This window comes from Variovorax ginsengisoli, from assembly GCF_030486595.1.
In the GTDB taxonomy this organism is placed as follows: Bacteria; Pseudomonadota; Gammaproteobacteria; order Burkholderiales; family Burkholderiaceae_C; genus Variovorax; species Variovorax ginsengisoli_B.
The window spans coordinates 78,758-100,021 of sequence record NZ_JAUJZH010000014.1; the positions used below are offsets into that span (position 1 = coordinate 78,758).

The 21,264-nt window shown below is 67.4% G+C and carries 21 protein-coding genes; 5 read left to right on the forward strand and 16 right to left on the reverse strand.

Translation table 11 applies throughout. From position 1 onward, the window contains the following. The first annotated feature begins 52 nt into the window (after positions 1-52). The 3 genes from QZH52_RS19575 to QZH52_RS19585 are packed head-to-tail and all read left to right on the forward strand — an operon-like array spanning position 53 to position 3,198. Positions 53-775, forward strand: a complete 723-nt coding sequence (locus QZH52_RS19575; RefSeq protein ID WP_286367633.1) for a Crp/Fnr family transcriptional regulator — start codon at positions 53-55, stop codon at positions 773-775. A 13-nt stretch (positions 776-788) separates the two neighbouring features. Beyond that, positions 789-1,877, forward strand: a complete 1,089-nt coding sequence (locus QZH52_RS19580) for a phosphotransferase (RefSeq protein ID WP_301812198.1) — start codon at positions 789-791, stop codon at positions 1,875-1,877. A 46-nt stretch (positions 1,878-1,923) separates the two neighbouring features. After that, the gene (locus tag QZH52_RS19585; RefSeq protein ID WP_301812200.1) at positions 1,924-3,198 is read left to right on the forward strand and encodes an acyl-CoA dehydrogenase family protein; all 1,275 of its coding nucleotides are present in this window, start codon (positions 1,924-1,926) and stop codon (positions 3,196-3,198) included. Positions 3,199-3,250: 52 nt separating this feature from the next. Here QZH52_RS19585 and QZH52_RS19590 read toward each other — a convergent pair whose 3' ends face one another. From QZH52_RS19590 to QZH52_RS19610, 5 genes are all read right to left on the reverse strand, one after another. Continuing rightward, a complete protein-coding gene (locus QZH52_RS19590; RefSeq protein WP_301812202.1) occupies positions 3,251-3,745 on the reverse strand; it encodes a GNAT family N-acetyltransferase in 495 nt (164 codons plus the stop codon). Between the two features lie 9 nt (positions 3,746-3,754). Continuing rightward, positions 3,755-5,089 carry a phosphoglucosamine mutase gene (gene glmM / locus QZH52_RS19595; protein WP_301812204.1) on the reverse strand — a complete coding sequence of 445 codons (1,335 nt, stop codon included), beginning with the start codon at positions 5,087-5,089 and terminating at the stop codon, positions 3,755-3,757. Next, entirely contained in the window at positions 5,086-5,946 is an 861-nt protein-coding gene (gene folP / locus QZH52_RS19600) for a dihydropteroate synthase (RefSeq protein ID WP_301812206.1), read from the reverse strand. The genes glmM and folP overlap by 4 nt, the downstream gene beginning before the upstream one ends. A gap of 61 nt (positions 5,947-6,007) precedes the next feature. After that, positions 6,008-7,927, reverse strand: coding sequence for an ATP-dependent zinc metalloprotease FtsH (gene ftsH, locus QZH52_RS19605; protein WP_286522341.1), 1,920 nt, complete (start codon positions 7,925-7,927; stop codon positions 6,008-6,010). Between the two features lie 150 nt (positions 7,928-8,077). After that, positions 8,078-8,746 (reverse strand): RlmE family RNA methyltransferase, encoded by a 669-nt coding sequence (locus QZH52_RS19610; protein ID WP_286522342.1) that lies wholly within the window; start codon positions 8,744-8,746, stop codon positions 8,078-8,080. Positions 8,747-8,766: 20 nt separating this feature from the next. Between QZH52_RS19610 and QZH52_RS19615 the strand changes: the two genes are divergently transcribed. Both QZH52_RS19615 and QZH52_RS19620 read left to right on the forward strand, forming a co-directional pair. Further along, positions 8,767-9,246, forward strand: coding sequence for a YhbY family RNA-binding protein (locus tag QZH52_RS19615; protein WP_286531729.1), 480 nt, complete (start codon positions 8,767-8,769; stop codon positions 9,244-9,246). A gap of 2 nt (positions 9,247-9,248) precedes the next feature. Continuing rightward, complete coding sequence (locus QZH52_RS19620; protein WP_301812211.1) at positions 9,249-10,019, forward strand: glycosyltransferase; 771 nt, start codon at positions 9,249-9,251, stop codon at positions 10,017-10,019. Here the strand turns inward: QZH52_RS19620 and QZH52_RS19625 are convergent, their stop codons facing one another. The 11 genes from QZH52_RS19625 to lpxD all read right to left on the reverse strand — a co-directional run bounded on the left by QZH52_RS19625 (position 10,020) and on the right by lpxD (position 21,259). Then, positions 10,020-10,433, reverse strand: a complete 414-nt coding sequence (locus QZH52_RS19625) for a DUF4149 domain-containing protein (RefSeq protein ID WP_301812213.1) — start codon at positions 10,431-10,433, stop codon at positions 10,020-10,022. A gap of 20 nt (positions 10,434-10,453) precedes the next feature. Continuing rightward, positions 10,454-10,930, reverse strand: a complete 477-nt coding sequence (gene greA, locus QZH52_RS19630) for a transcription elongation factor GreA (protein WP_286531726.1) — start codon at positions 10,928-10,930, stop codon at positions 10,454-10,456. Between the two features lie 64 nt (positions 10,931-10,994). Further along, positions 10,995-11,864, reverse strand: a complete 870-nt coding sequence (gene kdoO, locus QZH52_RS19635; protein WP_301812215.1) for a Kdo hydroxylase KdoO — start codon at positions 11,862-11,864, stop codon at positions 10,995-10,997. A 58-nt stretch (positions 11,865-11,922) separates the two neighbouring features. After that, a complete protein-coding gene (gene carB / locus QZH52_RS19640; RefSeq protein ID WP_286531724.1) occupies positions 11,923-15,144 on the reverse strand; it encodes a carbamoyl-phosphate synthase large subunit in 3,222 nt (1,073 codons plus the stop codon). Then, entirely contained in the window at positions 15,137-16,321 is a 1,185-nt protein-coding gene (carA, locus tag QZH52_RS19645) for a glutamine-hydrolyzing carbamoyl-phosphate synthase small subunit (protein ID WP_301812218.1), read from the reverse strand. The genes carB and carA overlap by 8 nt, the downstream gene beginning before the upstream one ends. Before the next feature lie 118 nt (positions 16,322-16,439). Beyond that, positions 16,440-17,237, reverse strand: a complete 798-nt coding sequence (locus QZH52_RS19650) for a TrmH family RNA methyltransferase (RefSeq protein WP_301812219.1) — start codon at positions 17,235-17,237, stop codon at positions 16,440-16,442. After that, positions 17,234-17,902 (reverse strand): ribonuclease HII, encoded by a 669-nt coding sequence (gene rnhB / locus QZH52_RS19655; RefSeq protein ID WP_301812221.1) that lies wholly within the window; start codon positions 17,900-17,902, stop codon positions 17,234-17,236. Before rnhB ends, QZH52_RS19650 begins: the two co-directional genes overlap by 4 nt. Then, positions 17,874-19,022 (reverse strand): lipid-A-disaccharide synthase, encoded by a 1,149-nt coding sequence (gene lpxB / locus QZH52_RS19660; protein ID WP_301812223.1) that lies wholly within the window; start codon positions 19,020-19,022, stop codon positions 17,874-17,876. Before lpxB ends, rnhB begins: the two co-directional genes overlap by 29 nt. An 8-nt stretch (positions 19,023-19,030) precedes the next feature. Continuing rightward, positions 19,031-19,819, reverse strand: coding sequence for an acyl-ACP--UDP-N-acetylglucosamine O-acyltransferase (gene lpxA / locus QZH52_RS19665; protein WP_301812225.1), 789 nt, complete (start codon positions 19,817-19,819; stop codon positions 19,031-19,033). A 10-nt stretch (positions 19,820-19,829) separates the two neighbouring features. Beyond that, positions 19,830-20,276 (reverse strand): 3-hydroxyacyl-ACP dehydratase FabZ, encoded by a 447-nt coding sequence (gene fabZ, locus QZH52_RS19670; RefSeq protein ID WP_286522354.1) that lies wholly within the window; start codon positions 20,274-20,276, stop codon positions 19,830-19,832. After that, complete coding sequence (lpxD, locus tag QZH52_RS19675; RefSeq protein WP_301812227.1) at positions 20,273-21,259, reverse strand: UDP-3-O-(3-hydroxymyristoyl)glucosamine N-acyltransferase; 987 nt, start codon at positions 21,257-21,259, stop codon at positions 20,273-20,275. Before lpxD ends, fabZ begins: the two co-directional genes overlap by 4 nt. Positions 21,260-21,264 lie beyond the last annotated feature (5 nt).

Genomic DNA, 21,264 nt, shown 5'->3' on the forward strand with positions numbered 1-21,264 from the left:
CCGGTCGCTCGCGCGACAACCCCTTGCCTTTCAGTCACCGACAGGACAGTCCATGGACGACCCCATTCTTACCATCGAAGAACGCGAGGCGATCAATAGTGGTCGCTGGTTCTCATCCCTCTCACCTTCTCTTCGCCACGACATCCTCCGATGTGCTTTCGTCAAACGCTACAAGGACGGCGAGCTGATCGCCGCTCGCGGCGATCCGCCCGAACAGTGGATCGCCTGCGCGAAGGGCGCGGTGCGCGTGAGCTCGACGGCGGTGTCCGGCAAGCAGGTCACGCTGACCTACGTCGAGCCGGGCATCTGGTTCGGCGACGTGGCGATCTTCGACGGCGACCGGCGCACGCACGATGCCTATGCCCACGGCGATTCGACCATCCTGTGCGTGGCGCGGGCCGACTTCCAGAAGATATTGTCGAACCACGTCGAGCTCTACGAAGCGCTGATGCGGCTGCAGGCGCGGCGCATCCGGCAGCTGTTCGGACTGGTCGAGGATCTCAACACCCTGCCCCTGCGGGCGCGGCTGGCCAAGCAGCTGATCCACCTGGTGCGCAGCTACGGGGTGCCCAACCTGGCCGACGGCAGCCAGATGCGCATCGGCCTGCACCTGGCGCAGGAAGAGCTCGCCCAGCTGCTCGGCGCCTCGCGCCAGCGCGTCAACCAGGAACTCAAGGCGATGGAGCGCGAGGAAGCGATCCGCATCGAATCGGGCGGCCTGGTGGTGCTCGACCGCGCCGCACTCATGCGGATCTCCGAAGCCGACGACCAGTGAGCAAAGAAGAGACATGACCCAGGACTTCGACAACTTCGTCGGCACGCGTGCCGTCTCGCAACAGCATCAGGTCGACATCGGCGCCCTGACCGCCTGGCTCGAAAAGAACCTCGACGGCTTCAAGGGCCCGCTGACGCTCGAGTTGTTCAAGGGCGGGCAATCGAACCCGACCTACAAGCTGGTCACGCCGTCGCAAAGCTACGTGATGCGCGCCAAGCCCGGGCCGGTGGCCAAGCTGCTGCCGTCGGCCCACGCGGTCGAGCGCGAGTTCAAGGTCATGAGCGGGCTGGCCGGCACCGACGTGCCGGTGCCGCGGATGTATTGCCTGTGCGAGGACGAGTCCATCATCGGGCGCGCCTTCTACGTGATGGAGTTCATGGCCGGCCGGGTGCTCTGGGACCAGTCGCTGCCCGGCATGGACAACGCGACCCGCTCGGCCATCTACGACGAAATGAACCGGGTCATCGCCGCCCTGCACACGGTCAAGTTCGCCGAGCGCGGACTGGCCGACTACGGCAAGCCCGGCAACTACTTCGAGCGCCAGATCGGCCGCTGGAGCAAGCAGTACGTGGCCTCGGTGACGCAGCCGATCCCCGAGATGGACCGCCTGATGGAATGGCTGCCGGCCCACATTCCGGCCAGCGCCCGCGACGAATCGATGACTTCGATCGTGCACGGCGACTTCCGCCTCGACAACCTGATGTTTCATGCCACCGAGCCGCGCGCCATCGCCGTGCTCGACTGGGAACTGTCGACGCTGGGCCATCCGCTGGCCGACTTCAGCTACCACTGCATGGCCTGGCACATTCCGCACGCGATGTCGCGCGGGGTCGGCGGCCTCGACCTCCGGAGCCTCGGCATCCCGACCGAAAGCGAATACATCCGCCGCTACTGCGACCGCACCGGCCTGACGACGCCCGAGGCGCTGGCGCCGGACTGGAACTTCTACCTCGCCTACAACATGTTCCGCATTGCCGCGATCCTGCAAGGGATCGCCAAGCGGGTCGAGGCCGGCACCGCATCGAGTGAACAAGCCGTGGCATCGGGCCGCGGCGCGCGACCGATGGCCGAAATGGCCTGGCAATTCGCCAAGAAAGCATGACCGGCGCGGCGCGGGCCGCCTGAGCATTTACCCACCTGGAGACGACATGGACTTCGAATACTCGGCCAAGACCAAAGAGCTGCAACAGCGCGTGAGCGCCTTCATGGACGAGCACATCTACCCCGCCGAGGCCGCGTACTCGGCCGAGTTGGCCGCCAACACGGCGGCCGGCAAACGCTGGAGTGCGCTCGAAACGGTCGAGAAGGTCAAGGCCAAGGCCAAGGCGCAGGGCCTGTGGAACCTGTTCCTGCCGGTCGACAGCGCCGCCGCCTCGGGCTACCAGGGCGCCGGCCTGACCAACCAGGAATACGCGCCGCTGGCCGAGATCATGGGCCGGGTGCCATGGGCCAGCGAAGCCTTCAACTGCTCGGCCCCCGACACCGGCAACATGGAGACCATCGCCCGCTACGGCTCCGAGGAAATCAAGGCGCGCTGGCTCAAGCCGCTGCTCGAGGGCGAGATCCGCTCGGCCTTCGCGATGACCGAACCCGACGTGGCGTCCAGCGACGCCACCAACATCTCGACCCGCATCGAGCGCCAGGGCGACGAGTACGTCATCAACGGCCGCAAGTGGTGGATCTCCGGCGCCGCCGACCCGCGCTGCAAGGTCTTCATCACCATGGGCAAGTCGGAACCCGATGCGCCCAGGCATTCGCAGCAGAGCATGGTGATCGTGCCGGCCGACGCCAAGGGCATCAAGATCATCCGCCCGCTCAACGTGATGGGCTATGACGACGCGCCGCACGGCCACGTCGAGATGGTGTTCGAGAACGTCCGCGTGCCGGTCGGCAACATCCTGCTCGGCGAAGGCCGCGGCTTCGAGATCGCCCAGGGCCGCCTCGGCCCGGGACGCATCCACCACTGCATGCGCCTCATCGGCCTGGCCGAGCGCGCGCTCGAGCTGATGTGCAAGCGCGCCACCTCGCGCGTGGCCTTCGGCAAGACCGTCGCCTCGCAGACCGTGACGCAGGAACGCATCGCCGAGGCGCGCTGCAAGATCGACATGGCGCGCCTGCTGACGCTCAAGGCCGCCTGGCTGATGGACGTCGCCGGCAACAAGGTCGCGAAGACCGAGATCGCGATGATCAAGGTGGTGGCGCCGAACATGGCCTGCCAGGTGATCGACTGGGCCATGCAGGTGCACGGCGGCGGCGGCATGTGCGACGACTTCCCGCTGGCCTACGCCTACGCCGGCGCCCGCACCCTGCGCTTCGCCGACGGCCCGGACGAAGTGCACCGCAACGCGATCGCCAAGTGGGAACTGGGCAAGTACGCGCCGGCCAAGCCGGGCGACGATGCGATGCCCGTGACCCGCTTCTGATCGCTTCTAGCCGAATCGAGCCGCCGCGCACCCTGGGGTGCCGGCGGCTTTTTTACAGTTTCTTCTGGAGGAAGAGCGCGCTCCCGTAGGCGGGATCGAGCTGGTAGCTGCCGAAGCCCTCGCGCTCGTAGGCGCGCAGCGCGCTGCGGTTGCCCGACAGCACCTCGAGCGTGAGCTTGCAAGCGCCGCGCGCCACCGCCTCGGCCTCGACCAGCGCCAGCATGCGCTGCGCCAGCCGTTGGCCGCGATGGCTGGCCAGCACGACCACGTCGTGCACATTGACCAGCGGCCGGCAGGCGAAGGTCGAGAAGCCTTCGATGCAATTGACCAGGCCGACCGGCTGCTCGCCGGCCCAGGCGAGCACGCTGAAGGCCTGCGGCCTGGCCGCCAGCGCCGCGGGCAGCCCGGCGAGCACCTCCGCGGCCAGCGGCGTGCCCCCGCCCGCGGGATCGCGCGCGTAGGCGTCCAGCAGCGACACGAGTGCCCGCGCATGCGCAGGATCCCGATAGTCGGCCATGGCGATCTCGATCACGCCGGTGGCGCTCATGGCATTGCGTCAGGCGAGTCTCAGCGTCTCGGCGATGCTGCGCGCGCAGCGCTCGGCCTGCGCCGCGTCGCGCGCCTCGACCATCACGCGCAGCAGCGGCTCGGTGCCGCTGGCACGGATCAGCACCCGCCCGCTGTCGCCGAGCTCCCGCTCGACACGTTCGCTCTCGGCCGCCAGCGCCGCATTCGACTTCCAGTCCTGCCCTTCCGCCAGCCGCACATTGACGAGGGTCTGCGGGAACAAGCTCACGCCGGCCAGCAATTCGCCCACGCTACGGCCGCTGCGCACGCAGGCCTGCAGCACCTGGAGCGCGCTCACGATGCCGTCGCCGGTGGTGTGGCGGTCGAGCGCCAGCAGGTGGCCCGAGCCCTCGCCGCCGAGCAGCCAGCGGCGCTTTTCGAGCTCTTCGAGCACATAGCGGTCGCCGACCTTGGCTCGCACGAATTCGATGCCTTGCCGCTTCAGCGCCACCTCGACCGCCTTGTTGGTCATCAGCGTGCCGACCACGCCGGCCGGCTTGTCGCCGCGCGCGATGCGCTCCATGACCATCAGGTAGAGCAGTTCGTCGCCGTTGAAGAGGCGCCCGTCGGCATCCACCAGCTGCAGCCGGTCGGCATCGCCGTCGAGCGCGATGCCGTAGTGCGCGCCCTGCGCCACCACGGCATCGATCAGGGCCTGCGGATGGGTGGCGCCGAAACCCTTGTTGATGTTGAGGCCGTCGGGCGCGCAGCCGATGCTGATGACGTCCGCACCGAGTTCGTGGAAGACCTGCGGCGCCACCTGGTAGGCGGCCCCGTGCGCGGCATCGACCACCAGCTTCATCCCGCGCAAGGTCAGGTCGTTGGCGAAGGTGCTCTTGCAGAATTCGGTGTAGCGGCCCGGAGCATCGTTGAGGCGGCGCGCCTTGCCGAGCTGGGCCGAATCCGCCCATACCGGCGCTTCCTCGAGCGCCGCTTCGACCGCCAGCTCCCATTCGTCGCTGAGCTTGGTCCCCTGGGCGCTGAAGAACTTGATCCCGTTGTCGGGAAAGGCGTTGTGGCTGGCGCTGATCACCACGCCCAGGCTGGCGCGCTGGGCGCGCGTCAGGTAGGCAACGCCGGGCGTTGGCAGCGGGCCGAGCAGGACGACGTCTACACCGGCCGAATTGAAGCCGGATTCGAGCGCGGATTCGAGCATGTAGCCCGAGATGCGGGTGTCCTTGCCGATCAGCACGGTCGGCCGCGACTCGGTCTTCTTGAGCACCCGGCCGACCGCATGGGCGAGCCGCAACACGAAGTCCGGGGTGATCGGGGGCTGGCCGACCGTGCCGCGAATGCCGTCGGTGCCGAAGTATTGTCTTGTCATGGGTTCGTTTCCTGTTCTTGTTCTTGCTCGGCCATCGCCCGCCACACGGCGAGTGCGGCCACGGTCTCGCGCACATCATGCACGCGCACGATCGCCGCGCCGCGATCGACCGCCAGCACGGCCGCGGCCACGCTCGGGACCGTGCGCTCGCCGGCCTCCGCGATGCCGGTGACGCTGCCTATCGAGGACTTGCGCGACCAGCCGGCCAGCAGCGGCCAGCCCGCCGCGAGCAGTTCGCGCTGGCGCGCCAGCAGCGAGAAGTTCTGCGCCACGGTCTTGCCGAAGCCGATGCCGGGATCGAGCACGATGCGCGACGCCTCGACCCCCAGCCCGGCCAGCGCCCGTGCCTGCCGCTCGAGAAAGCCGCGCACCTCGGGCACCACGTCGCCGTCCATTGGCGCCGCCTGCATCGTCTGGGGATCGCGGTGCATGTGCATCAGGCAAATCCCGCAAGACGGATGCGCCGCCACCGCCTGCATCGCCCCAGGCTGTCGCAGCGCCCAGATGTCGTTCACGATGTCGGCGCCCAGGTCCAGCACGGCGCGCATCACCTCGGGCTTGTAGGTGTCGACGGACACCGGCACCTGCAGTTTCACGGCCTCCCGCACCACGGGCAGCACCCGCGCGAGTTCGACCTCCAGCGGCACCGCCGGGCTGCCGGGGCGAGTGGATTCGCCGCCGATGTCCAGGATGTCGGCGCCCTCCTCCATCAGCTGGACGCAATGCCGCAGCGCGCCTTCGGTCGATGCGTGCGCACCGCCATCGGAAAACGAGTCGGGCGTGACGTTGACGATGCCCATGACCTGGGGACGCGCGAGGTCGATGGCGAAGCGCGTCGTGCGCCAGACCGTCGTCATGCGCGCGCGGACCCAAAGAAAAACGGGGCCCGAGGCCCCGTGATCTGCGAAAGCGTCATGCTCAGGCGGCGGTCGGTGCCGGGTCGGGATTGACCGCCGGGGTGCCGCCGCTGCCGCCGCCGCTGTTCGACGGCGGGATGCGCGGCGTCCAGTCCTTGGGCGGGCGCGGCGCACGGCCGGCCATGATGTCGTCGAGCTGCTCGGTGTCGATGGTTTCCCATTCGAGCAGGGCCTTGGCCATGGCGTGCATCTTGTCGCTGTTCTCCTCGATCAGGCGGCGCGCCAGGGCGTACTGCTCGTCGATGATGCGGCGCACTTCGGCGTCGACCTTCTGCATGGTCGACTCGCTCATGTTGGTGGTCTTGGTGACCGAACGGCCCAGGAACACCTCGCCCTCGTTCTCGGCGTAGACCATCGGTCCCAGCGATTCGGTCATGCCGTAGCGCATCACCATGTCGCGGGCGATCTGGGTCGCGCGCTCGAAGTCGTTGCTGGCGCCGGTGGTCATCTGGTGCATGAACACTTCTTCGGCGATACGGCCGCCGAACAGCATGCTGATCTGATTCAGCATGTACTCGCGGTCGTAGCTGTAGCGGTCTTGCGCCGGCAGGCTCATGGTCACGCCGAGCGCGCGGCCGCGCGGGATGATCGTGACCTTGTGGACCGGATCGCACTTGGGCAGCAGCTTGCCGATCAGCGCGTGGCCGGACTCGTGGTAGGCCGTGTTGCGGCGCTCTTCCTCGGGCATCACCATGCTTTTGCGCTCGGGGCCCATGAAGATCTTGTCCTTGGCCTTCTCGAAGTCCTGCATCTCGACCACGCGCGCATTGCGGCGAGCGGCCATCAATGCGGCCTCGTTGCACAGGTTGGCCAGGTCGGCGCCCGACATGCCGGGCGTGCCGCGGGCGATGATGCTCGGGTTGACGTCCTGGCCCAGCGGCACCTTGCGCATGTGGACATTGAGGATCTGCTCGCGGCCGCGGATGTCCGGCAGCGTGACATAGACCTGGCGGTCGAAACGGCCCGGACGCAGCAAGGCGGCGTCGAGGATGTCGGGACGGTTGGTCGCCGCCACGACGATCACGCCGAGGTTGGTCTCGAAGCCGTCCATCTCGACCAGCATCTGGTTCAGGGTCTGTTCGCGTTCGTCGTTGCCGCCACCCAGGCCGGCACCGCGCTGGCGGCCGACGGCGTCGATTTCGTCGATGAAGATGATGCAGGGCGCGTTCTTCTTGGCGTTCTCGAACATGTCGCGCACGCGGGCCGCGCCCACGCCGACGAACATCTCGACGAAGTCGGAACCCGAGATCGAGAAGAACGGCACCTTGGCCTCGCCGGCGATGCTCTTGGCCAGCAGGGTCTTGCCGGTGCCCGGAGGGCCGACCAGCAGCAGGCCGCGCGGAATGCGGCCGCCGAGCTTCTGGAAGCGGGCCGGGTCCTTCAGGAAGTCGACCACTTCCTTGACTTCTTCCTTGGCCTCGTCGCAGCCCGCGACGTCGGCGAAAGTGACCTGGTTGGTGTTCTCGTCGAGCATGCGGGCCTTGCTCTTGCCGAAGCTGAAGGCGCCGCCCTTGCCGCCGCCCTGCATCTGTCGCATGAAGTAGACCCAGACGCCGATCAGCAGCAGCATCGGGCCCCAGCTGACCAGCAGGGTCATGAGCAGCGAGCCCTCTTCGCGCGGCTTGACGTCGAACTTGACGTTGTTGGCGATCAGGTCGCCGACCAGGCCGCGGTCGAGGTAGGTGGCGGTGGTGCGGATCTTCCGGTCGTCATTGGTGATGGCGACGATCTCGCTGCCTCCCTGGCCTTCCTGGATGGTGGCGCTCTTGATGCGGTTGCCGCGAACTTCCTCGAGGAAGTCGCTGTAGCCGATGTTGCCTGCGCCGGCTGCGCCGCGGGTGTCGAACTGCTTGAACACAGTGAACAGCACCATCGCGATGACGAGCCAAACGGCAACTTTGGAAAACCACTGATTGTTCAAACGAAACTCCAGTCGGGGGCGCGCAAAAAATTAGGGAACAGAAAAAGCGCACTGTCTGCGGCAATTGGTGCCCATTTTAGGCTTTTCAACCTGCGAAAACCCGTAAATTCCCTAGAGCAGCCATAGGGCACAAGCGGTTTTTGGCACGTATCAATTGGTATCCGGCCGCTTGAGTCCGATGCCGACCATGAAGGTTTCCGAGGATTTGTCCCGCGAAGCCTTGGGTTTCATGGGTTTCACGGTCCGGAAGTTGTCCTTGAAGAGGCGGGTCAGCTCGGCGTAGCCGCTGCCGTGGAACAGCTTGGCGACCAGCGCGCCCTCGGGCTTCATGTGCTGGCGGGCGAACTCGATGGCCAGCTCGATCAGGTGGGCGATGCGGGCAGTGTCGGCCGAGGCGATGCCCGACAGGTTGGGCGCCATGTCGGACACCACCACGTCGGCCAGCCGGCCGTCCATGGCGATCGCCAGCCGGGCCAGCACCTCGTCCTCCCGGAAGTCGCCCTGCAGGAAGGTCACGCCCTCGATCGGCTCCATGGGCAGGATGTCGAGCGCGATGATGGTGCCGGCCAGCTCGCCCGAGGCCGCGCCCGCAGGGGACATCCGGCGCCGGACGTACTGGCTCCAGGCGCCCGGCGTCGAGCCCAGATCGACCACCAGCTGGCCGGGTTTGATCAGGCCCAGCGTCTCGTCGATCTCCTTGAGCTTGTACGCGGCGCGGGCCCGGTAGCCCTCCCGGTTGGCCAGTTTCACGTAGGGATCGTTGAGGTGATCGTGCAGCCAAGCCTTGTTCAGCTTCTTCGTTTTCGGTTTGGGATTCATTGACACTCGATAATACGGGGATGCCCGCCATTCAACTTACCCCTGCGCAGCGCAAGGTGCACCGCTCCGAAGCGCACCATCTGGACCCGATCGTCATGATCGGCGGCGACGGGCTCACCCCCGCCGTCCTGAAGGAAGCCGACGCCGCGCTCAAGGCCCATGGCCTGATCAAGGTGCGCGTCTTCTCCGACGACCGCGCGGCGCGCGAAGCCATGCTCCAGACCCTGTCCGACCAGTTGGACGCCGCGCCGATCCAGCACATCGGCAAGCTGCTGGTGCTGTGGCGGCCGATCCCCGAAAAGGAACGCACGATCGACGAAGACCGGATGCCCGGCCCGCGCGACGTCAAGATCATCAAATACAGCAAGCGCGCCGGCCAGCGGCCCGAGATCAAGACCCTGCGGGTGCTCGGCAACCAGCGCCTGACCCCCGGCGGCACGATCAAGCGCGCCAAGGCCAAGCGGCCGCTGTCGGCCAAGAAGCGGAACCAGGCAGACTGAGGATGCCGAGCGAGACTGCGGGCAAGCCCCCGCGCCAACGGCACGTCCTGTGCATGAAATGGGGCACCAAGTACGGGCCCGACTACGTCAACCGCCTCTATGCGATGGTGCGGCGCCACCTCACGGGCGACTTCAGCTTCGTCTGCCTGACCGACGATGCCAAGGGCATCCGCAACGAGGTGCAGTGCTTTCCGATACCGCCGCTCGACCTCGAACTGGCACCGGGCCAGCCCGACCGGGCCTGGAAGAAGCTGACCACCTTCGAGGCCGACCTGTACGGGCTGCGCGGCACCGCCCTGTTCGTCGACCTCGACGTCGTCGTGGTCGGCAGCCTGGATGCCTTCTTCGAGCAGCCGGGCGAGTTCCTGATCATCCACGACTACGAGCGCCCCTGGCGGCGCCGGCGCATCACCGGGAACTCCTCGGTGTACCGCTTCGAGCTGGGTGCACATCCCGACGTGCTGGCGAACTTCCGCCAGAACATGGATGCGGTGCAGACCGAATATCGCAACGAGCAGGCCTACCTGTCGGACTTCATGCACCGCCAAGGCAAGCTCGCCTACTGGCCCGAAGCGTGGTGCCCGAGCTTCAAGTACCACGGGATCCCGACCTGGCCGACCAACTACTGGCGCGAACCCTTCGTGCCCGAAGGCGCCCGGATCATGGTGTTTCACGGCGAATGCAATCCGCCCGACGCGCTGGCCGGACGGCGCAACCGGCGCTTCCGGTTCATCCGGCCGGCGCGCTGGATCACCAGCTTCTGGAAGGCCTGATCAGGCCGCCCTGCGCCCCATGCGCCAGAGCACGACGGCTGCGCAGAGCCATTGACCCAGGTACATGGCGCTGCCCAGCGCGTGCCAGAGTTTGAGGTTCTCGCGCGCCAGGATCCGCGGGGCGACCGCGTACTGCTGCAGCAAGGCCAGCAGCAAGCCGGTGACCACCCAGCCGGTGATGGTCCGCGCGGCGGCATCCATCCGTTCGCCGGCCTGGGCCCGGAAATGCACCAGCAGCACCAGGCCGCAGGCCAGGGCGACCCAGGTCTGGGCCGCGAACAGCTGGCCCGCCATGTTGCCGGCCACGGCCGGACTGCCGAGGCGGGCGAACAGCATCGGCACCACCAGGAAGCCGATGGTCGACAGGCTGCCCCACCAGAAGGCGGCGACCAGCAGGGCGATGCGGTCTTTCATGCGCGGGCGGCCAACGCCGCTCAGAGGTAGCTGACGGCGACGATCTCGTAGCGCTTGATGCCGCCAGGGGCCTGCACCTCGGCGGTGTCGCCCTCTTCCTTGCCGATCAGCGCCCGCGCGATCGGGCTGGAGACATTGATCAGCCCGAGCTTGAGGTCGGCCTCGTCCTCGCCGACGATCTGGTACTTGAGCGCCTCGCCGGTCTTCTCGTCCTCGAGTTCGACCGTCGAGCCGAAGACCACCTTGCCGCCGGCATCGAGCGCGGTCGGATCGATGACCTGGGCCGCCGACAGCTTGCCCTCGATGTCCTGGATCCGGCCCTCGATGAAGCCCTGGCGGTCCTTGGCGGCCTCGTATTCGGCGTTTTCGCTCAGGTCGCCCTGGGCCCGGGCCTCGGCGATCGAGTTGATGACCCACGGACGGTCGACCGTCTTGAGCCGTTGCAGTTCTTCGCGCAGCTTCTCGGCGCCGCGTTTGGTGATCGGGATGGTGGCCATTTCGTTGCTCCAGAAAGCGAAACCGCCGAACGCTGCCGTTCGGCGGTCGATGGGAGAAAAAAGTTCAGACGAGCGTGCGTCCGGTCAGCCGGCTCAGGATCGCGAGCGGGCTGGAATCAGGATTGTATTGCCTTGCGGCGGGCAGATGCAGGGTCTGCTCGAGCATGTACTGGCCCGACATCACGGCATGCGAGGTCTGGTCCGAAAAACAGACCCACACCGATCCGGCCGGAAACGGCACGGTCTGCTGCTCGCACTTTTCCTGGTAGTCCAGGTCGGACTTCATGCCGTCGTGCAGCTGCAGCATCAGGTGGTCGTACTCGCTGCGCAGCGACTTGGTCACTCGCAGCGCGCGCAGCAGCTTTGCCTGCCAGCGCGAATAGGGCTTGGCACGCGGCAGGAAGCGCGCGGCGACCGCCTCGAACGGCTCGCCGACTCGCCAGACCCGCGGCGCCCCCTGCGGATTGACGTTGGTGAACACACGCAGGATGCGCTCGCCGTAGTTGGGGCGCGACGGAAACGAATCCACGTGCAGGCGGCGATCGTCGGCGCGCCACGACTGCACGCGCGTCTCGACCTGCGCCGGCCGGTAGCTGGTCGGCGCCAGGCGCAGGGCCGGCACGTAGTGCGGCAGCAGGCCGTGGATCAAGGCCTGCGCCTGGGTCCGGAAGCGCCCGACCATGGCGGCCACCGCCTGTTGCCGCGCCTCGTCGCCGGCCACGCCCTTGATCCGGCCGGTGGCGTCCAGGCTGATGTTGCGCACGTCGGGCGACAGCACGGCCGGCGTCAGCAGCGCCTGCTCTTCGGGTTGCAACCGGAAGCCGAGCTGCGGAAAGTACAGCACCTTGCCGGCCTCGAGCGCCGCGATCCACGCCTCGTTCGGCGTGGCCGCGCCCCAGTCGCTCAGCCCGAGCTCGACGAGTTGGTTCTCCATGCAAAGTCTCCTTCGACCTTATTCTGCGGCCATCCCGCCGGCAAGACCTTGCGCTCGATCAGGCCAGCTGCGCGTGCATTTCCTGGATCGAAATGACACCCAGCTCGTCCATGTGCTGCATCCCTTCGACCGCTGCTTCGGCGCCGAAGATCGTGGTGAAGGTGGTCACGCGGGCCAGCAGCGCCGAGGTGCGGATCTGGCGCGAATCGGCGATCGCGTTGCGGCGCTCTTCGACCGTGTTGATGACCAGCGCAATCTCGTTGTTCTTGATCATGTCGACGATGTGGGGGCGGCCTTCGGTCACCTTGTTGACCACCGCGCAGGCGATGCCCGCGGCGTTGATCGCCGCCGCCGTGCCCTTGGTCGCGATCAGCTCGAAGCCCAGCTTGGCCAGGCCGCGTGCTACCTCGACGGCACGTGCCTTGTCGTTGTTCTTGACCGACACGAACACCTTGCCCGACTTCGGCAGGATGGTGCCGGCGCCGATCTGCGACTTCACGAAGGCCTCGCCGAAGGTCTTGCCCACGCCCATCACTTCGCCGGTGGACTTCATCTCGGGGCCGAGGATGGTGTCGACACCCGGGAACTTGACGAACGGGAACACGGCCTCCTTGACGCTGAAGTACGGCGGCGTGACTTCCTTGGTGACACCCTGCGACTTCAGCGACTGGCCGGCCATGCAGCGCGCCGCGACCTTGGCCAGCTGGATGCCGGTCGCCTTGCTCACGTAGGGCACGGTGCGCGAAGCGCGCGGATTGACCTCGAGGACGTAGATCACGTCCTGGCCGTCCTTTTCCTGGATCGCGAACTGGACGTTCATGAGCCCGACCACGTTCAGGGCCTTGGCCATCGCGGCGCTCTGGCGCTTGAGCTCGGCCACGGTCTCGGCCTTCAGGCTGTAGGGCGGCAGCGAACAGGCGGAGTCGCCCGAGTGGACGCCGGCCTGCTCGATGTGCTCCATCACGCCGCCGATCAGGGTCGTGCCTTCGGCATCGCGCAGGCAGTCGACGTCGCATTCGACCGCGTCGTTGAGGAAGCGGTCGAGCAGCACCGGCGAATCGTTGCTGACCTTGACCGCCTCGCGCATGTAGCGCTCGAGGTCGCGCTGCTCGTGGACGATCTCCATCGCCCGGCCGCCGAGCACGTAGCTCGGGCGCACCACCAGCGGGTAGCCCAGCGCCGCGGCCTTCTCGAGCGCTTCCGGCTCGGTGCGCGCGGTGGCGTTCGGCGGCTGGCGCAGGCCGAGCTCGTGCAGCAGCTTCTGGAAGCGCTCGCGGTCTTCGGCGGCGTCGATCATGTCGGGGCTGGTGCCGATGATCGGCACGCCGTTGGCTTCCAGGTCGAGCGCGAGCTTGAGCGGGGTCTGGCCGCCGTACTGCACGATCACGCCGGTCGGCTTTTCCTTGTCGACGATCTCCAGCACGTCCTCGAGCGTCAGCGGCTCGAAGTAGAGCCGGTCGCTGGTGTCGTAGTCGGTCGAGACGGTCTCGGGGTTGCAGTTGACCATGATGGTCTCGTAGCCGTCCTCGCGCATCGCCAGCGCCGCATGCACGCAGCAGTAGTCGAACTCGATGCCCTGGCCGATGCGATTCGGGCCGCCGCCGAGCACCATGATCTTCTTCTTGTCGGTGGGCGCGGCCTCGCACTCGTCCTCGTAGGTCGAGTACATGTAGGCGGTGTTGGTCGCGAACTCGGCCGCGCAGGTGTCGACCCGCTTGTAGACCGGGCGCACGCCGAGCGCGCGGCGCTTCTCGCGGACCGCGGTGTCGGTGGTCTTCAGCTGGCGCGCCAGGCGGCGGTCGGAGAAGCCCTTCTTCTTGAGCGCGAGCAGGGTCGCCTTGTCGATGTCGGCCAGCGACTTGGTTTCGAGTTCGAGCTCGATCTTCACGATCTCCTCGATCTGCACCAGGAACCAGGGATCGATCTTGGTGAGCGCGAACACCTCGTCGACGCTCAGGCCCATCGCGAAGGCGTCGCCGACGTACCAGATGCGGTCGGGGCCGGGCTCGCCGAGTTCCTTCTCGAGCACTTCGCGGTCTTGCGTCTTCTCGTTCAGGCCGTCGACGCCGACTTCGAGTCCGCGCAGGGCCTTCTGGAAGGATTCCTGGAAGGTACGGCCCATCGCCATCACCTCGCCGACCGACTTCATCTGGGTCGTCAGGCGCGAATCGGCCTGCGGGAATTTCTCGAAGGCGAAGCGCGGGATCTTGGTGACGACGTAATCGATGCTGGGCTCGAAGCTGGCCGGCGTGGCGCCGCCCGTGATTTCGTTGCGCAGCTCGTCGAGCGTGTAGCCGACGGCCAGCTTGGCCGCGACCTTGGCGATCGGGAAGCCGGTCGCCTTGGAGGCCAGCGCGGACGAACGCGAGACGCGGGGGTTCATCTCGATGACGACCATCCGGCCGTCCTTCGGGTTGATCGAGAACTGCACGTTCGAGCCGCCGGTGTCGACGCCGATCTCGCGCAGGACCGCCAGCGAGGCGTTGCGGAGAATCTGGTATTCCTTGTCGGACAGGGTCTGGGCCGGCGCCACGGTGATCGAGTCGCCGGTGTGCACGCCCATCGGGTCGAGGTTCTCGATCGAGCAGACGATGATGCAGTTGTCGGCCTTGTCGCGCACGACTTCCATCTCGTACTCTTTCCAGCCGAGCAGCGACTCTTCGATCAGCAGCTCGTTGGTGGGCGAGGCTTCGAGGCCGCGCTTGCAGATGATCTCGAACTCTTCGGGGTTGTAGGCGATGCCGCCGCCGGTGCCGCCGAGCGTGAAGCTGGGGCGGATCACGGTCGGGAAGCCAACGCTCTTCTGGACGGCCCAGGCCTCGTCCATCGAGTGCGCGATGCCCGAACGGGCCGAACCGAGACCGATCTTGGTCATCGCGTCCTTGAACTTCAGCCGGTCCTCGGCCTTGTCGATGGCCTCGGGCGTGGCGCCGATCAGCTCGACCTTGTACTTGTCGAGCACGCCGTTGCGCCACAGGTCGAGCGCGCAGTTGAGCGCGGTCTGGCCGCCCATGGTCGGCAGGATCGCGTCGGGACGCTCCTTGGCGATGATCTTCTCGACCGTCTGCCAGCTGATCGGCTCGATGTAGATGACGTCGGCCGTGGCCGGGTCGGTCATGATCGTCGCCGGGTTGCTGTTGATCAGGATGACCTTGTAGCCCTCCTCGCGCAGCGCCTTGCAGGCCTGCACGCCGGAGTAGTCGAATTCGCAGGCCTGGCCGATGATGATCGGGCCGGCGCCGATGATGAGGATGCTTTTCAGGTCTGTGCGCTTAGGCATTCTTCTGTCCTTCTTTGTGACTTTGCATGAGTGCCGTGAAGCGGTCGAACAGGTAGCCGATGTCATGCGGGCCGGGCGAGGCCTCGGGGTGGCCCTGGAAGCAGAAGGCCGGGCGGTCGGTGCGCGCCAGGCCCTGCAGCGTGTTGTCGAACAGGCTGATGTGGGTCGGACGCAGGTTGGCCGGCAGGGTTTTCTCGTCGACCGCGAAGCCGTGGTTCTGGCTGGTGATGCTGACGCGGCCGTTGTCCAGGTCCTTCACGGGATGGTTGGCGCCATGGTGGCCGAACTTCATCTTGAAGGTCTTGGCACCCGAGGCCAGCGCCATGATCTGGTGGCCCAGGCAGATGCCGAAGGTCGGGATGCCGGTCTCGATCAGTTCCTTGACCGCCGAGATCGCGTAGTCGCAGGGCTCCGGGTCGCCCGGGCCGTTGGCCAGGAAGATGCCGTCGGGGCGCAGCTTGAGCACGTCGGCCGCGGGGGTCTGGGCCGGCACCACGGTGATGCGCGCGCCGCGCTGCGCGATCATGCGCAGGATGTTCTTCTTGACGCCGTAGTCGAAGGCCACGACGTGGAACTTGGGCGTGATCTGCACGCCGTAGCCCGAGCCCAGCTTCCACTCGGTCTGGGTCCACTCGTAGGTTTCCTTGACCGACACCACCTTGGCGAGGTCGAGGCCGGCCATGCTCGGCGCGACCTTGGCGGCGGCCACGGCCTTGTCGATCAGGGCCTGCGTGACCTGCTCGCCTTCGGCCAGCCCCAGGATGCAGCCGTTCTGGGCCCCGTTTGTGCGCAGGTGGCGGGTCAGCTTGCGGGTGTCGATGTCGGCGATGGCGACCGTCTTGCCGCGCACCAGGTAGTCGCTCAGCGTCGCGGTCTTGCGGAAGTTGGATGCGACCAGCGGCAGGTCCTTGATGATCAGGCCGGCGGCATGGATTTTCTCGGACTCGATGTCTTCCTCGTTGACGCCGTAGTTGCCGATGTGCGGATACGTGAGGGTCACGATCTGCTGGCAATAGCTCGGGTCGGTCAGGATTTCCTGGTAACCGGTCATGGCGGTGTTGAACACCACTTCGCCGGTCGTGGCGCCGGTGGCGCCGATCGAGTTGCCGAGAAAGACCGTGCCGTCTGCAAGCGCCAGGATGGCGGGCGGGAATTTTCCCTTGAGAGACAAAAGCACTGGGATCTCCGGATGGATGACGCCCAAAGCGAACCCAAGAAAGACTTTGGGCTGCGACCTTCGTCGAGGAGTTGGCTTGCGTGCGCTGTGGGCGGGGTGTGAGCGGGAAAGCCCTTGATTATAGCCGGCCCGCGGCCCTGGAATCTGCTCCAGCAGCACTTGCATACAAGCAGATCGCCGCCGCAGCGGCGACGTTGAGCGACTCTTCGCCACCCGGCTGGGCGATGCGGACATGGCGCGCCGCCCTCGCCTCCAGGGCAGCCGACACGCCCTGCCCTTCATGCCCCATCAGCCAGGCGCAGGGAAATGGCAGTTCGGCCCGGTGCAGCCAGTCGCCGCGGTGCGAGCTGGTGGCGACCATCGGCACTTCGAGCGCATCGAGAACCTCGGTCTCGACCCCTTCGATCAGCCGCAGGCCGAAATGCGCCCCCATGCCGGCGCGCAGCACCTTGGGCGCCCACAGCGCCGCCGTGCCCTTGAGCGCGATGACCTGCGCAAAGCCGAAGGCGGCGGCGCTGCGCAGGATCGAGCCCACGTTGCCGGCATCCTGCAACCGATCGAGCACCACGGTGGGAGACCTCCGCGCGACCGCGGGCCGGGCCGGCAGGTCGAGCACGAAACCCATCGGCGCCGGCGATTCGAGCCCGCTGACGCCCGCCAGCAAGGCATCGGCCAGCACCACCGTCTTCGGCGCGGCGCCGGCCCATTCGTGGCGCGCCGCGGGCCAGAGCGATTCGGCAAACACGGCCACCGCCGGCCGCACGCCGCGCTCGCGGGCCGCCCGGCACAGGTGATCGCCTTCGAGCCAGATCCGGCCGGCCTTGCGGTAGGCGCCGGGGTCGTGCGCCAGCTTGCGCAATTCCTTGAGCAGCGGGTTGTCCTTCGACGTGACGTGGCTGACCTCGTCGACGCTCATCGAAGGTCTCCCTCGAAGCCGGCCATGGCCTCGGCCGGCGCGGACCCGCGCGCCAGCGCTGCGGCGACCGGGCTGAACGACTTGCGGTGATGCACGCAGGCCCCGTGGCGCAGCAGCGCATCGAGGTGCTCGGGCGTGCCGTAGCCCTTGTGGCCGGCGAAGCCGTAGTGCGGAAATTCGGCGTGCAGGTCCTCGCACAGCCGGTCGCGGTGCACCTTGGCCAGGATCGAGGCAGCCGAGATCGCCTTGACCCGGGCGTCGCCCTTCACGATGGCTTCGGCCAGCACGTTGAGCGTCGGCAGCCGGTTGCCGTCGACCAGCACCTTGACCGGCTTCAGCCGCAGCCCCTCGACCGCGCGCCGCATCGCCAGCATCGTCGCCTGCAGGATGTTGTGGGTGTCGATCTCCTCGACGCTGGCTTGGGCCACCGAGCAGCACAGCGCCTTGGCCAGGATCTGGTCGTGCAGGCGCTCGCGCTGTCGGGCCGTGAGCGTCTTGGAATCGGCCAGGCCACGGATCGGCCGCAGGTCGTCGAGGATGACGGCCGCCGCCACCACCGGCCCGGCCAGCGGACCACGGCCAGCCTCGTCGACCCCGGCCATGAGGCCGGGACCGTCCCAGACCAGCGTCGCCTGCTCAGCGTGCAAGAACTTTCTGGATCGCATCGGCGCACAGTGTCGGCGTATCGCGCAGCAATTCGGCATGCATCGCGCAAAAACGTTGTTGCAAGGCGTGAACCTTGTCCGGTGAAGCCAGCCAGGCCAGCGTCGCCTCGGCCAGCGCCTCGGGCGTGGCGGCGTCCTGGAGGATTTCGGGCACCACGAACTCGCCGCTGAGGATGTTGGGAAGGCCGACCCACGGCTGCAGCTGCTTGCGCTGCATCACCAGCCGCCAGGTCAGCGAGTTCACGCGGTAGGAGATCACCATGGGGCGCTTGAACAGCGCCGCCTCGAGGGTCGCCGTGCCGCTGGCGATCAGCGTGACGTCGCAAGCCGCCAGCGCGGCATGGGACTGGCGGTCGAGCAGGGTCACGCGGCCGGCCAGTTCGCTGGCGCCCAGGACCTGCTCCATCTCCGGGCGCAGGTTCGGCAACACCGGGCAGATGAAGTGCAGCCCGGGCCGCGCCTTCAGCATGAGCGCGGCGGCGGCGAAGAACATGGGCGCCAGCTGGCGCACTTCCGAGCGCCGGCTGCCGGGCAGGATGGCGACCACCTCGGCGTCCGGGTCGAGCCCGAGCGCCTTGCGCGCGGCCGCGCGATCGGGCGTCATCGGGATCACCTTGGCCAGCGGATGGCCCACGTAGGTGGCAGCAATCCCGTGCTGCTCGAGCAAGGCCGGCTCGAACGGGAAGATGCACAGCACGTGGTCGGCGGCCGCGCGCAGCTTGACGACCCGCTCCGGCCGCCAGGCCCAGATCGAGGGACAGACGAAATGCGCGGTCTTGATGCCGCGCTCGCGCAGGCCGGCTTCGAGATCGAGATTGAAATCGGGCGCGTCGACACCGATGAAGATCTCGGGCCGCTCGCGCAGCAGCCGGGCCCGCAACTGGCGCCGGATGCCGGCGATCTCGGCGTAGTGCCGCAGCACTTCGACGTAGCCGCTGACGGCGAGCTTCTCCTGCGGCCACCAGCTTTCGAAACCGCGCGAGAGCATCTGGGGTCCGCCGATGCCGACGGCCTTCATCGCGGGCCAGCGCGCCTGCAGGCCATCGAGCATCAGGCCCGCCAGCAGGTCGCCCGAAGCCTCGCCGGCGACCAGCGAAAACTGCCGCTGCGTTTCAGGCATGCGACGACTCAGCGCGCGATGCCGCGCGTGGCGCCGGCGAGAAATTCGCTCATCAGCGCGACGTCGGGCGCCGATTCGGGCGTTTCGGCAGCCAGCGCCTCGATCGCGGCGCGCGCCTCGTCCAGCGTCTTGCCCTGCCGGTACAACAGGCGGTGCATCTGCTTGACCGCCGCGATCCGGGCCGGCGAGAACTCCCGGCGGCGCAAGCCGACCACGTTGAACCCGCGCACGGCGAGCGGATTGCCGTCCACCAGCATGAAGGGCGGCACGTCCTGCGTGACCGCGCTGGCAAAACCGAGCATCGCATGGGCCCCGACCGACACGAACTGGTGGATGCCGGTCAGCCCGCCCACCGTCACCCAGTCGGCCAGGTGCACGTGGCCGGCCAGGGTCGTGTTGTTGGCGAGCGTGGTGTGGTCATCGACACGGCAGTCATGCGCGATGTGCGTGTAGGCCATGATCCAGTTGTCGTTGCCCACCCGCGTGACGCCGCCTGCCCCCGGCACGCCGATGTTGAAGGTGCAGAACTCACGGATCACGTTGCGATCGCCGATGACCAGTCGCGTGGGTTCGCCGGCGTATTTCTTGTCTTGCGGCACCGCGCCCAGCGATGCGAACTGGAAGATCCGGTTGTCGCGGCCGATGGTGGTCCTGCCCTCGATCACGCAGTGAGCGCCGATCGTGGTGCCGGCGCCGACCCGAACGTGCGGGCCGATCACGGCGTAGGGACCGACGCTGACCGTCGGGTCGAGTTCGGCCTGCGGATCGACGATCGCCGTCGAATGAATCAGGGTCATGCCGGCAGGATCAGTTGATCTGGCGCATCGCGCACATCAGTGTCGCTTCGCAGGCCAGTTCGGCACCGACCAGCGCGCGCCCCTTGAACTTGGAGATGCCGGCCTTCATGCGCTCGATCTCGACCTCCAGCGTGAGCTGGTCGCCGGGCTCGACCGGCCGCTTGAAACGGGCGCCGTCGATGGCGGCGAAGTAGTAGACCGTGTTGTCGTCGGGCACGATGTCCAGCGAATGGAAGGACAGCAGCGCCGCCGCCTGTGCCATGGCCTCGAGCATCAGCACCCCCGGCATCACCGGGCGATGCGGGAAGTGGCCGTTGAAGAAGGGCTCGTTCATGGTCACGTTCTTGAGTGCCGTGATGCGCTTGCCCTTTTCCATCTCGAGCACGCGGTCCACCAGTAGGAACGGGTATCGGTGAGGCAGCAGCTTGAGGATTTGATGGATATCGAGCGTCGTCATGATTTCTTGTCCTGCATCGTCATTTTTTCCAGCGCCTTGAGGCGCTCCCGCAGACTGTGCAGTTGCTTGAGCGTGGCAGCGTTTTTCTCCCAGGTCGCATTGTCGTCGATGGGAAACACGCCGGTGTAGTGGCCGGGCTTGTGGATGGAGCGCGTCACCAGCGAGTTCGACGAGATGTTCACGTGGTCGGCGATCGTCAGGTGCCCGAGCACGCCGGCCCGGCCGCCGAAGGTGCAGTGGGCGCCGATGGTGGCGCTGCCCGCCACCGCGGCGCAGCCGGCCATCGCGGTGTGCTTGCCGATGCGCACGTTGTGGCCGATCTGGATCAGGTTGTCGAGCTTGACGCCGTCCTCGATCACGGTGTCCCCGAGGGCGCCGCGATCGATGCAGGTGTTGGCGCCGATCTCGACATCGTCGCCGATGCGCACCGCGCCCAGTTGCTCGATCTTGACCCAGGCCCCCTCGTGGGGCGCGAGTCCGAAGCCGTCGGCGCCGATCACCACGCCCGGATGCAGCAGGCAGCGGGCGCCGATGACGCAGTCCTCGCTCACGGTGACACCTGACTTGAGCACCGTATCGGCCCCGATGCGGGCCCCGCGCTCGACCACGCACAGCGCGCCGACCCGGGCGCTGGGGTCGATGACGGCTTCGGGGTCGATCACCGCACTGGGGTGGATGCGCTGGGCCTCGGGCCGGGCATGGGCCTTCTTCCAGAGCTGGGTCAGGCGGGCGAAATAGAGATAGGGATCGGGCGTCTCGATGAAGGCGCCGCGCGCGGCGGCGGCTTCGCGCATCGCCGGGGCCACGATCACGCAGGCGGCCCGGGAGGCTGCGAGTTCCTTCTGGTACTTGGGATGGCTCAGGAAGGCGATCGCATCGCCCTCGGCCGTCGCCAGCGGCGACAGCCGCTCGATCGACAGCCCAGGATCGCCCTGGAGATCGCCTCCGAGGGCCTCGACGATTGCGCCTAGCCGCAGTGCCACGCCGT